Origin of the sequence: Blautia argi, from assembly GCF_003287895.1 — a bacterium.
Classification (GTDB): Bacteria; Bacillota; Clostridia; order Lachnospirales; family Lachnospiraceae; genus Blautia; species Blautia argi.
In genome coordinates, this window is record NZ_CP030280.1 from 162,342 (window position 1) to 175,604 (window position 13,263).

The window sequence follows — 13,263 nt, forward strand, 5'->3', positions numbered from 1 at the left end:
GGATAAATTCATTTTTTTAAATAAAGGAAAAATTAACTGGAAGCTATAAATGAGTAAATACCAAATATTGCACAAAATAAAGACACCCGCTGTTGAATGATGTATAATTGAAGTACCAACAAACAACATACTCAAACAACAAGGGGGTGCCCGTTGCAAACAGTATACATCATTCTAACAGTATTTACAATTACTTTAAAACCTTAAAACTCGGCTTATTTTTATCCGATGTGTACCTAAACCATCTGATGACTATCATTGTTTCCGTTTTCCTCCGTGGTTACAGGGGGAAAACTGTAGATTTCGCCGAAGTAAGTAACCAGCATAGAACCACAACCGCCTATTTCCTGAACCACGGCAAGTGGAATGATTCCGCTCTCCAGGATACTTTGAAAAATGCCGTCATACAGGTTATTTATCTGGAAGCGCAACGCTCAGGACAGCCTGTTTTCTGTATTGTGGATGATACGATTGCTTCGCATACCAGGCCTTCGTTACAGGCCGGGCATCCAATTGAAGCGGCGTACTTTCATCAATCCCATTTAAAGGGCTGTCAGGATTATGGGCATCAGATTGTTTCTGTCATGCTTTCCTGTAATGGGCTCATACTGATTATGCCGACATCCTGTATGACAAATCAAAGTCAAAGATACAGATTGTCCAGGAGATTGCGGATGAACTTCCTGTGGCACCGGTGATTTCCTATTTCCTATGCGACAGCTGGTATACCTCCGTAAAGGTAATGGAGAGTTTTATCCGGAAAGGATTTTATACGATTGGAGCGCTGAGACCAACCGGGTCATCTATCCATGCGGAATCCGCCAGAAAGTCAGTGAGTTTGCCCTTCATTTGAGAAAAACAGACCGTGCTGTCAGCCTTGTGACCGTTGGCGGCCGTGAATTCTATGTGTATCGCTACGAAGGAGAACTCAATGATATTCCAAACGCGGTGGTTATTATCAGCTATCCCCGGGAAGCTTTTGGAAATCCGAAATCGCTGAGGGTATTTATATCCACAAATGCCGGAATATCACACAGGAAATCCTTGACACATATACAGAACGGTGGCCAATCGAATTATTTTCCGTCAGAGCAAAAACAAACTTGCGCTGGACAAATGTCAGATCCGCTCACGGCAGGGAATCGAGCGGTATTGGCTGATCATGTCATTGGTTCATTACATGTGCTGTATGCATTCTGGGAAATACAATACCTTCGAGGAAGGATACCGGTATTTTCAAGATCAAGTCAAAACAGAGCGAATCGGTAATCTGCACCAGTTCATAAAAAATGGCGCGTCACTTGAAGCTGTTTTGAAACTGGTAGGGTAGTTTTGTGCAAATTTCAATATTTGCTCATTTATAGCTGGAAGTATAGATTACGATACGGAATTGGTATCATATGGAATTATATATTTTATGAGGCAACGATTTCAGATTATTTTGAATTAAGATTATTTGAGAAAAGCAGAGAAAAGAAAAAAGAATATTTAACATCGAAACAAGGATTACAATTTGCACAATATGTTGATTCGGAAGACATATTTATAAAATTATGTAGTAAACAAGCAATGTATAAGGAACTGGGAAAGTTTACGAAAAGAGAGCAGCTATACTCTGAAAAATGTACGTTGGAAGAGTTTAAGAATTTTATAGGTAAACATTCAGAAGCATTGTATAAGCCAGATGTAGCAGATTGTGGAAGAGGAATAGAAAAGTGGACATTCACTAATACAGATATAGAAAGTTTATATGCTAAATTTAAAAAAGAATCGGCAGTCTTAGATGAATTAGTACAGCAACATCATTTATTAAGTAAGCTAAATCCAAGCAGTGTAAATACAGTGAGGATTTTTACGGTTGTTTTGGGGAAAGAAGAGTGCGAGATTATAGGAGCAGCCCTGAGAATAGGAAAAGGAAATACAATTATAGATAATTATTCCGCGGGAGGATTAGTAGGAGCTATTGATGTTAATACAGGGATTGTAATGGAAGATGCTGAAGATGCAATCGGAAAAAGATATTCGATGCACCCTATATCTAAAATAAAAATACAAGGTTTTAAGATTCCTAATTGGAACATGATATTAGAATTTGTAAAGGAATGCGCGATGAATTATTCGCTGAAATATGTGGCATGGGATATAGCTGTTCGCGAGAATGATTGTGTTTTAATTGAGGCGAATCCAAATGGAATGGCAAATGTTATTCAAATTGCAGGTGCAGGCGGAAGAAAAGCGCAATATAAAGAATTATACAGAAAAATTGAAAAAGCAAGGAGATAGCAATGGCATATTATAATGTTAGTGAAATGCGAGAAACTTTGAGGGAGTATCCCCAGTTTCAGAAAAGATTATATTGTAAAGGTTTTTTAATTACAAATGAAAAACAGAATGTTAATAGTGAATATCCGTTTTATTCAAATTGGAAAGAGAAGCAGATAAATTCATATTTTTATATGTATACACATGAAGAAACCTATGCATATACATATGAAAAGGGTAATATTATATATTTTATCGTTGGACATGCATATGATCCATATAATATGCTTGTTGATGAAAACGAAATATTAGAGCATTTAGCGATTGCGAAAGAAAAAAGTGATGAGAAATATTGGGAAGAAGAAAGTAAATTAACAGGTGTATTTTGTATAGGATATATTATAAAAGATGAAATTGTTTATACAACAGATTGTGCAGGAATGCAGCTTGTGTATCATGGTCTGATTAATAATATGTTGTTTATTACATCTCACGGAAAGCTTGTGGCAGATTTAAAAGGACTGGAACAGTCGGAATATATCAAACGATTAACTACTAATAAGTACTGGCACTATTGGGGAACCTGGTTGCCAGGAGATTTGTCACCGTTTAGTGAGCTAAAAAGAATGGTTCCCAATCATGCCGGGGAATATTCAAATAAAACGAAAAATATAAATGTGTTCAGATTTTATCCTACTCAAAAAATTATAGAAACAAGTACAGAAAAAGAATATAAAGAAACTATCTGTGAACTTGGAAGAATTATGTCAAATACTATGAAATGTATTGCAAATAAATGGCCGGAGAAGAAAATTTCTATTTCTGTAACAGGCGGTCGGGATAGCATGACAGCATTAGCATGTGCAAACAAAGTATATGACAAGTTTAAGTATTTCAGTTATATTTCTAATATAGATGAATCAGTAGATGCCTATGCTGCGAAGGAAATCTTGCAGCATTTAGGTTTAGAACATGAACTTTATGAGATTCCGGAAGAATGGGCTGGATATAAAGATTTATCAGTATTTAAGAAAGTTATGGAATGTAATAATGGCTGCATTGGGGCTAATAATACAAATGACTTAAAGAAAAGATTATATTTTACACAAAATCCACCCTGTGATATAGAGATTAAATCTTGGGTAAATGAAATGGGGAGAGGGTGGTATTATAATAAATATAATAAGAAAAAGTTTCCTAAATATCCATATGCAAGCTATTGGAGAGCAATGCATAAAGTTTATTTAGGAAAGTATCTAATTACAGAAACAGATAAAGTATTTGCTGAATACTTAGAAAAATATTATGATAAAGAAACTTTTGATAGAATTTCATGGTTAGAATTATATTTTTGGGAGTTTGCATGGAGTGGCGGAGAAGGGATTTTTTTGACAACTGAACATAGGGTGTCATATGACATTACAATTCCATTTAATAATAGAAAATATGTTGAGTTGATGCTTACAGTCCCGCTTGAAAAACGTAAAGTAGATGATATTCCAATTGATTTAATTACATATATGGAACCAAGAATTGTAGAAACAGGGATAACTGTTCATGATATTTCTCATACAAATTTCAGAGCTTTTGTGGTTCGAACCTATCTAGAAATTTTCTCCAGAATCAGATTCGGAAAGAAAAAGGAGAAGTTTTAATGAATTACGGAATCATAACACTGTTACCCGCGTTACTTGTTATAGTTGTGGCTATAAAATCAAAAAGAACAACAGAAGCTCTTTTGATGGGTTGCGTATCTTCCTACGCCATAATAGCAATAGCTAACAGAAAAAATCCGGTTACTTTGATGGTTGACTCATTTTTTTCAATCATTACAGACTATGATACAGTATGGTTACTTATTGTATGTGGATTGTTTGGGAGCTTAATTGCCGTTATAAATGCTGCTAAAGGGACTCATGCGATTGCGAACTTTTTGGGGAAAATCTGTAAAACGGGAAAAAGTACATTACTTACATCATGGTTGTTGGGAATTATTATTTTTGTAGATGACTATATGAATATTATGACGATTAGCGCATGTACAAAGAAATTGTCAGACTTAAGAAAGGTTCCTAGAGAAGCCCTTGCTTATGTGATTGATTCTACAGGGGCGCCTATTTGTGTACTGTTGCCATTCTCGACATGGGCTATATTTTTTGCAGGTATTTTTTATGAACAAAAAGAAATTGCAGCATTAGGATATAATAGTGCGATGTCGACATATATACATACCATTCCATATATGTTTTATGCAATGGTAGCAGTAATAGTAGTCCCTTTTTTTATAATGGGAATTGTTCCTAAAATAGGAGCAATGAAAAAAGCTTACCAGAGAGTAGAGATAACTGGAAAGGTTTATAGTGAAAATAGTAATAAGTTAAATAAAAGGGAAGAAGATGAGTCCAGTGAAGAGGCAAAAATCATAGACTTTTTAATTCCTATTGCAACTATGATTATTGTTCAGTTAACAGTAGGAGATATGTTTATAGCAATCATATCCGCAATTTTATCAGCGGCTATTATATACATACCGCGGAAAAAAATTAAACTGAATGAATTTTGTGATCTGTGGATACAGGGGTTTGCAGATTCAGTTTCAGCATTAGCAATTATTGTTGCAGCTTTATGGATGAGACAGGCATCTGCAGATTTGAATTTGCCTGAATATATAATCGGATTAGTAGAACCGTTTGTTACTCCTCATATATATCCAATGATTGCATTTTTGGTTGTAGCGGTATTAGGATTTATCACAGGAAGTAATTGGGGTATTCCAGCAGTTTGTGCACCAATTATTATTCCTTTAGGGGCGGCATGTGGAGCTAATTTGCTAAGTGTTATGGCTGCTATTGTGTGTGGCGGAACTTTTTGTAGTCATGCTTGTTTTTATTCAGATGCAACAGTAATTACGTCAGCTAGCTGTGGGATTGAAAATATGGATCATGTTTATTCACAGCTGCCATATACTATTATTTCTGCTGTTATAGCCAGCATCCTGTTTTTAGTATCAGGATATCTTTTTTGATAGGAGAATTATTTATGAAAGTTCTGTTAACAGCAACTGTGCAAAGTCATATTTGCCAGTTCCATAAACCTCTTGTTGAGGTGCTTCATAGACATGGATATGAGATTCATGTGGCAGCTAGAGATAATTTAGCTGAAAAAAACGGATTGAAGTTAGATTTTGTTGATAAAGTATATAATGTGCCATTTGCACGTTCTCCAAAGAGTAAAGATAATTTACGCGCATATAAAGAATTAAAAGGAATTATTGAGAAAGAACATTATGAAATTATACATTGTAATACTCCAATGGGAGGGATTGTAACAAGGCTTGCCGCAAAAAAGGCGAGAATAAAAGGAACTAAGGTGTATTATACTGCCCATGGATTTCATTTTTATAAAGGTGCGCCAAAGAAGAATTGGATTGTGTTTTATCCAATAGAAAGGTTTTTTTCAAGAATTACAGATAAAGTAATTACAATCACACAAGAGGACTATAAATTGGCAAGTCAGAAGTTTCATTGTGAAGTGGAACATATTCATGGTGTTGGGGTAGATGGAAAAAGATATCATTCTGTTTCAAATGAAGAAAAAGGTGAGCTGAAAAAGAAGCTTGGATTTTTAGAAGAAGAAAAGATTATACTTTGTGTAGGAGAACTACTGCCAAATAAAAATCAAAAAATGATTATTTATGCAATGAAAGATCTTGTAAGTCAGTATCCAAATATAAAACTATTACTTGCGGGAAATGGTCCTGAAAGAGAAAATTTGGAAATGTTAATTTTAGATAATGATTTAGAAAAAAGGGTTACTATGTTAGGATATGTGACAAATTTGCAGGAGTATCAACAAATAGCAGATGTGTCTGTCACATGTAGTAAGAGAGAAGGATTACCATTAAATGTTGTTGAGGCGATGTTATCAGGAACGCCGGTGGTGGCAACTAAAAACAGAGGACATAGAGAGTTAATCTGTGATGGGAAAAATGGATTTTTAATTGAAGTGGACGATTATCATTCGTTGAGTAAAAGGATATTAACATTGTTAGCAGATAATAAAGTGTATGAAAGAATTCAAACCAGTGCCCAAAATTATGCACAGTCATATACGTTTGATAATGTAAAAAGAGAACTTACGAAAGTGTATGGATTGAAAGATGAGTAAAAAAGTAAGCGTTATAATGGGGATTTATAATTGTGCTAATACGTTAGAGGAAGCTTTGGATTGTATTTTGAATCAAAGTTATACGAATTGGGAAGTTGTTATGTGTGATGACTGCTCATCAGATAATACGGCAGAGATAGCAGAACAATATGTAAAAAAATATCCGGGTAAGTTTATTTTATTAAAAAATCAAGAAAACCATGGATTAAATTATACACTTAATAAGTGTTTAAAAATTGCAACAGGAGAATATATTGCACGCATGGATGGAGATGATTTGTGTGCAAAAGAACGTTTTGAAAAAGAAATAAATGTATTGGAACAGAATACAGAGATTGCAATTGTCAGTACAGATATGCACTTTTTTGACGAGAATGGCATTTGGGGAAAAACATATACCGAAGTATTCCCTACAAAGAAGAGCTTTTTGAAGGGGACACCATTTTGTCATGCGGCATGTATGGTAAGGAAGAAAGCTTACATAGATGTTGAAGGATATAGCGTGAGTGAGCGGTTGTTGCGAGTAGAAGATTATCATCTCTGGATAAAAATGTATGCGAAAGGATATAGAGGAATGAATATACAGGAACCTCTATATTCTATGAGAGATGACAGAGAGGCACAAGGCCGAAGAAAATTTAAGTATAGATTGAATGAGGCATATGTAAAAGGATATGCAATCAAAGCGTTAAATTTGCAGAAATGGAATTATATTTGGTGTTTTAGACCAATTATAATAGGATTGTTACCAGAGAATTTATATCGAATTCTCCATAGAAATAAGTAACGTAGAGGGATATTAGATTATGTTTGGTGGATATATTTTTATATGGCTGATATTTGCAGGAATAGTACTGAAGCAAACAAAACTTTTTAATATTGAATATATAAATGGTATGAAGGTAAAACGTTGGAACTGGATAAGTGCAACTATTTTATTTTTTCCAATATTTTGGTTAGCTTGTATGGGACCGGCGATTAATGATATTCCGGAATATCTTCGTGCATATAAAATTATTCCGTTGACAGTATCTGATTTGGCAATTTATCTTTCAACCATGGATTCGGGTCAGGGGTTTGCAATTATAGAGTGGCTGATTAAGCTGGTGTTCGGGAATAATCTTACAGCATTTCGAGTAATTATAGCCATAATTCATAGCGTTCCGGTTATTTTGATTTTTAAAAAGTATTCCGAGAGTTATTGGGTTACAATGTATTTGTTTGTAGCTTCGGCAACACATATTGGTTGGATGATGAATGGTCTTAGACAGTTTATCGCCGTAGTAATGATTTTAGCTGTCCTTCCATTAATGATAAAAAAGAAACATATCCCAGTTCTTATTGTTGTTTTATTGGCATCAACAATACATATTTCCGCTTTATTTATGATTCCGATAGTTTTTATTGTACAAGGAAGTGCAGGAAACAAAAAAACAATGGGATTTATTGCTTTGGCCATAGTTGTTATGTTCATTCTAAGTAAAAATCCGGCATTGGCAGATATGTTTTTAGAAGGAACCGAATATGAAGGCGCTTTGACTGAAATGCAGAGAATGGGTGATGATGGGGTAAATCCAATTCGAGTTTTGGTAAGTGTAGTCCCGGTATTTTTGGCATTTCTACAAAGAAAGCGTATTGAAAGAGAAGAAAACCGGGTAATACATATTTGTGTAAACATGTCGGTTATTACTGTAGGTTTAAACCTTGTAGCAATGGTTACAAGTGGAATTTTGATGGGAAGAATGGCAATATATACAAGTTTGTATAGTTTCATTATTATGCCGTATTTGATAAGAAATGCATTTACAAAAGATTCGCAAAAGTTAGTTAACATATTAATGATAGTGCTTTATTTTATTTATTATTGTTTTGAGATGGGTGTATTGTAAGGAGAGAAAATGATTACCAAGATGATTCATTATTGTTGGTTTGGAGAAAAAGAAAAACCACAGATAGTAGAAAAGTGTATAAATAGCTGGAAAAAATTTTTTCCTGACTTTGAGATTATGGAGTGGAATGAAAAAAATTTCGATATTCATTATAATAAATATGTGGAAGAAGCATATAAAAGTGGGAAGTTCGCATTTGTTAGCGATGTTGCCAGATTCTATGCATTGGAAAAATTTGGTGGTATCTATTTTGACACAGATGTAGAAGTGGTAAAAGATTTTGGTGAATTATTAAATGATGAAGCATTTGCGGGATTTGAAACAGACGAATACGTTGCACCGGGTTTAGTACTTTGGGTAAAAGATAAACATAATGAGTTCATGCAGAAGATGTTGAAATATTATGAAGATTTATCATTTATAAACGAAGATGGCACATACAATACGACAACGATATGTATTTATTTCACAGAACTTCTAAAACAGTACGGACTTGTAGGAAATGGAGAGAAGCAGAAGTGCGGAACATTTACCATATATCCGAAAGAGTATTTTTGTCCTTTTAATGACCAAACGGGAGTTTTGAAGAAGACAGAAAATACATATGCAATTCATTGGTATTCAAAAACATGGATGGAATCGAAACAGAAAATTAGAAATAAGATTACAAGGATTCTGCATAGATTTTTTGGGACAGATTGCTTTAGGAGATTTAGATAATGAAAACACTATTGATTTTATCGCATACAATGGAGTTGGGTGGAGCTGAGAGGAGTTTGTTAGGATTGCTCAATGCAATTGATCCAAAAGAATATTCCATTGATTTATTTTTAATGCGACATGAAGGCAGTTTATTAGAGGATATTCCTAAGCATATAAATTTATTACCGGAAATACCGGCTTATACAGTTCTGGCAAGACCATTTAAGGATGTAATTAGAGAAAAACATTTTGTTTTAGCCGCAGCACGTCTTGTAGGAAAAATAAAAGCAGAACAATATGAAAAGCAAAAAAATATTGTAGATGGTGGTGTGGCATTAGAATATAGCCATAAATATACAAGCCCCTTTATGCCTAAAATTCAAGAACAAAAAAAATACGATATGGCAATTAGCTTTTTGACACCACACTATTTTGTGGATAGAAAAGTAAAAGCAAAAAAGAAGATAGCCTGGATTCACACAGATTATTCAAAAGTTCAGATTGATGCAAAGTCAGAATTAAAAATGTGGTCAGCTTATGATTGTATAGTATCCATTTCAGAAGCCGCAGCAAAAAGTTTTACAACAATTTTTCCAAGTTTGAGAGAAAAGGTATTAGTGATAGAAAATATATTACCGATACAATTGATAAAAAAACAAATGAATGAGTTTGATGCTTTATCAGAAATGTCCGGGCAGGGGATAAAACTGCTGTCCATAGGAAGATACTGTAATGCAAAAAACTTTGATAATGTTCCAAATATTTGTTCGCATATTTTACAATTAGGAATTGATGTAACATGGTATATTATAGGGTTTGGCGGTGATGAAACGCTTATTAGAGCAAAAATTAAAGAAGAACATATGGAAAAGAATGTCATTCTTTTAGGCAAGAAAGAAAATCCATATCCTTATATGAAAGCTTGTGATGTGTATGTGCAACCAAGTCGATATGAAGGAAAAAGTGTGGCAGTTAGAGAGGCACAGTTATTAGGTAAACCAGTGGTTATTACGAATTATGCAACGGCGGATAGTCAGTTAGAAGATGGCGTGGACGGTATGATTGTGCCGTTGGAAAATGAGAAGTGTGCGTGTGCGATTGCCGAATTGTTAAAGGACAAATCAAAAATGGAGCAGCTGTCGCAGGCATGTGCCATAAGAGATTATTCAAATTATAAGGAAATAAAAAAGGTGTATGATTTGTTTGAATAAAAGAGGGAAAAAATGTTGAAATTAAGTGTCATAGTTCCGGTTTATAAGGTGGAAAAATATCTTAGAAGATGTATAGACAGCATATTGGAACAAAATTATAGAGATATTGAATTGATACTTGTAGACGACGGTTCACCGGATTGGTGCCCGGAGATGTGTGATCAGTATCAAAAAAAAGATAAAAGAGTAAGAGTAATTCATCAGAAAAATTCAGGAGTAGCAGTTGCAAGAAATGCCGGAATGAGAATGGCTACAGGAGATTATATTACTTTTGTAGATAGTGATGATTATATTGATAGAGAAATGTATGTATCTATGTTTGAAATTATTGAACAATATCAGTGTGATGTTGTGATGTGTGATTGCGTAAAAGAATTTGGAACACACAAAGAATTATATACACATGATATTCGGAGTGGATATTATAATGAAAAACAGTTAAAAGAAGAATACTATCCTCACTTATTAATGATGGAAAATGTAGAATATCCTGCAACGATTTCAAATTGGTTATGTGTATTTAAAAATAAGAGGGGTGGAAAAGATTTTGCCATTGAATATGAACCGGGAATCCGCTATTCGGAGGACTTATTATTTGGAGCTCGATTGTTAAGACAGGCGGACTCGTTCTATTATATGAAAGGACAAGCATATTATCATTATTGTATGAACCCGGAATCTGTTACACATAAGTTTGTTCCAGATAAGTGGCAAGATTACCAGAAACTACATAGAAAAATAGAAGAATATTTTGAGAATGATAAGACATTTGATTTTCAACATCAAATAGATTTATGCTTATTGTTCTTTTTGTATAATGCTGTAGGTGATATTTGGAGAGAACAAAGCCTAAATACACATGAAAAACGAAGAATGGTTTTAAATATCTTAAAAGACAACAAAGTGAAGAAAATGTTTAGGAGAATAAATATATTTAAGCTACCGATTTCAAATAAATTAAAAGTGATAACATTACTTTATAAATATCAGTTTGTTTGGCTTTTTACTTAAAAAGTAATTGAAATTCAAATAATAGAAAGATTATAAGATGAAGAAAATAACAGTTATAATGCCTGTGTTCAACAAAGAAAAGTACGTAGAAGTGTCAATAAAATCAATTTTAAATCAAAGTTTACGTGAATTTGAGTTTATCATTATAGATGATGGCTCAGTAGACAAATCAGGGACTATTTGTGATAAATTTGCAGAAAAAGATAATCGAATTAAAGTGATTCATATTAAGAATAGTGGAGTATCAAATGCAAGAAATATAGGGCTTGATATGGCAGAAGGTCAATATATTACATTTATAGATGCGGATGATAAAATCGATATAGAGTATTTGAGAAACTTATATGATTGTATTAGAACATCAAAGGCCGACATAGTAATTAGTGGGTATAAGAAAATATGGGAAGAATCGGATAGAATAGAGCCTGGAAAGATGAATGTACATGGCTTGGTAAATATGGTGGATATATTACCACGTTTTGCGGAATGGCAAAAGGAATCAGGTATTTTCGGTTATTGTTGGGCAAAGATATTTCCCAGAGAATTATGTAAAGATATTTATTTTGATACTTCACTTCGGCTGGCTGAAGATTTTGATTTTTATTTAAAACTCTATAGAAAAATAAAAACAATTTATTTTGATGATGCTCAGAATTACTTATATCTGCAGGAGGCTGAAAATTCATCTGTGGCAAAAAATGACTATGATATAGACTATATGGCTCAGTTGAAAATTAATTTGAGATATAAAGAATTTTTGGAGTATAAAAATGTGTTTTGTGATAGCAATAAAAGGATATTGACTGAAATAATCAGTAATTATTTTTATTTTTCCTTGTTTTATTGTGATATGTCACAGTTTAAAAATGTTTTTCAAAAATTATATAGCATATATAAAGAGATAAAAATAGAATTTGTAACGGAAAACATATTCTCTAAATGGTTATTATTTTTATTAAAAAATAATAGAGAAAGAGAAATAAGATATTCGATTAAGTTTTATAGAGCTATAAAAAAATGCATTAGAATATAATGGTAATTATAGTACCTGTATAAAAGGTTGAAAGGATTTTAATAAAGGATATATGGAAAGAGAAACAGTATATAATCCTAGCATTTCTGTTATTATTCCTGTATATAATACAGGAATTTTAGTATATAGAATGATAAAGTGTTTAGAGCAACAAACATTTCAGAATTTTGAAGTGATTCTTGTTAATGATGGAAGTACAGATGATTCACAAAATATATGTGAAAAAATAGTCAGAAATAAACCTAATTATTTTTTGTTTGCTCAAAACAATCAAGGGGCATTTGCAGCCAGAAATTTAGGACTGGAGAAGTCAAAAGGTCAATATATTGCTTTTTTGGATGCGGACGATGTGATTGATAAAAATTATTTAGAGGTTTTATTCAAATACTGCAGGCATGCAGAAATTGCAGTTTGTGATATTGCGGTGTATAGAAAGAATATGGAAACTTTCCGATTTACGAGTAGTGACTCAAGGATAACACAAAGCCAGGCATTGAATAAATTACTTATTAGACAGGAAATAAATTCAGGTCCTTGTGGCAAATTATTTCAACGTAAAATTATCCAGGATATAAAATTTCCTCCATTAAGAGTATATGAAGATATTTTGTTTGTAATGGAGGCTTTTTGTAAAAGTAAACAGATAGCAATAACGAATGAAACAACATATTATTATATTCAGGAAGATACAGGTACAATGGGAAATAATCGGAAATCACCATCACTGGATATTGTTACAGCTACAGCAGAGATAATGAAGTTTATTACCAGTAGAAGTGATTTAGAAGCTAAATGCTTTTATATAACAATTTCTCATTTGTTTCAGTATGCATTACCGCTAACAATTAGCAATCAGTATAAAGAATGTGAGTTTACATGGAAAACAAGAAAAACTTTACATAAAATATATGAAACAAATTTTAAAATGCAGTGCAATACCGTGGAAGGAGAAAGTATTATTTTATTTATATGCACATAATTGGGTTTA

Annotated in this window: 13 protein-coding genes; all 13 read left to right on the forward strand. The window is 33.1% G+C overall.

The genetic code is table 11. The features are described from left to right. The first annotated feature begins 248 nt into the window (after window positions 1–248). Window positions 249–698 carry a hypothetical protein gene (locus DQQ01_RS16195; RefSeq protein ID WP_242980469.1) on the forward strand — a complete coding sequence of 150 codons (450 nt, stop codon included), beginning with the start codon at window positions 249–251 and terminating at the stop codon, window positions 696–698. A 13-nt stretch (window positions 699–711) separates the two neighbouring features. After that, window positions 712–1,269 carry a hypothetical protein gene (locus DQQ01_RS16200; protein ID WP_242980470.1) on the forward strand — a complete coding sequence of 186 codons (558 nt, stop codon included), beginning with the start codon at window positions 712–714 and terminating at the stop codon, window positions 1,267–1,269. Window positions 1,270–1,350: 81 nt separating this feature from the next. Further along, window positions 1,351–2,283, forward strand: coding sequence for a sugar-transfer associated ATP-grasp domain-containing protein (locus DQQ01_RS00935; RefSeq protein ID WP_111920789.1), 933 nt, complete (start codon window positions 1,351–1,353; stop codon window positions 2,281–2,283). 2 nt (window positions 2,284–2,285) lie between these two features. Then, window positions 2,286–3,917, forward strand: a complete 1,632-nt coding sequence (locus tag DQQ01_RS00940; RefSeq protein ID WP_111917804.1) for a hypothetical protein — start codon at window positions 2,286–2,288, stop codon at window positions 3,915–3,917. Further along, window positions 3,917–5,287 (forward strand): Na+/H+ antiporter NhaC family protein, encoded by a 1,371-nt coding sequence (locus tag DQQ01_RS00945; RefSeq protein WP_111917805.1) that lies wholly within the window; start codon window positions 3,917–3,919, stop codon window positions 5,285–5,287. Before DQQ01_RS00940 ends, DQQ01_RS00945 begins: the two co-directional genes overlap by 1 nt. Window positions 5,288–5,301: 14 nt before the next feature. Next, complete coding sequence (locus tag DQQ01_RS00950; RefSeq protein ID WP_111917806.1) at window positions 5,302–6,429, forward strand: glycosyltransferase family 4 protein; 1,128 nt, start codon at window positions 5,302–5,304, stop codon at window positions 6,427–6,429. Next, entirely contained in the window at window positions 6,422–7,216 is a 795-nt protein-coding gene (locus DQQ01_RS00955; protein ID WP_111917807.1) for a glycosyltransferase, read from the forward strand. Before DQQ01_RS00950 ends, DQQ01_RS00955 begins: the two co-directional genes overlap by 8 nt. Before the next feature lie 19 nt (window positions 7,217–7,235). Continuing rightward, window positions 7,236–8,318 (forward strand): EpsG family protein, encoded by a 1,083-nt coding sequence (locus tag DQQ01_RS00960; protein WP_111917808.1) that lies wholly within the window; start codon window positions 7,236–7,238, stop codon window positions 8,316–8,318. Between the two features lie 9 nt (window positions 8,319–8,327). Continuing rightward, on the forward strand, window positions 8,328–9,038 hold the full coding sequence (locus tag DQQ01_RS00965) for a capsular polysaccharide synthesis protein (protein ID WP_111917809.1): 711 nt from the start codon (window positions 8,328–8,330) through the stop codon (window positions 9,036–9,038). Continuing rightward, the gene (locus DQQ01_RS00970; RefSeq protein WP_111917810.1) at window positions 9,038–10,231 is read left to right on the forward strand and encodes a glycosyltransferase; all 1,194 of its coding nucleotides are present in this window, start codon (window positions 9,038–9,040) and stop codon (window positions 10,229–10,231) included. The genes DQQ01_RS00965 and DQQ01_RS00970 overlap by 1 nt, the downstream gene beginning before the upstream one ends. A 12-nt stretch (window positions 10,232–10,243) precedes the next feature. Further along, window positions 10,244–11,242, forward strand: a complete 999-nt coding sequence (locus tag DQQ01_RS00975) for a glycosyltransferase family 2 protein (RefSeq protein ID WP_111917811.1) — start codon at window positions 10,244–10,246, stop codon at window positions 11,240–11,242. A 37-nt stretch (window positions 11,243–11,279) separates the two neighbouring features. Further along, window positions 11,280–12,275 (forward strand): glycosyltransferase family 2 protein, encoded by a 996-nt coding sequence (locus DQQ01_RS00980; RefSeq protein ID WP_111917812.1) that lies wholly within the window; start codon window positions 11,280–11,282, stop codon window positions 12,273–12,275. Between the two features lie 52 nt (window positions 12,276–12,327). Next, complete coding sequence (locus tag DQQ01_RS00985; RefSeq protein ID WP_111917813.1) at window positions 12,328–13,254, forward strand: glycosyltransferase family 2 protein; 927 nt, start codon at window positions 12,328–12,330, stop codon at window positions 13,252–13,254. Window positions 13,255–13,263 lie beyond the last annotated feature (9 nt).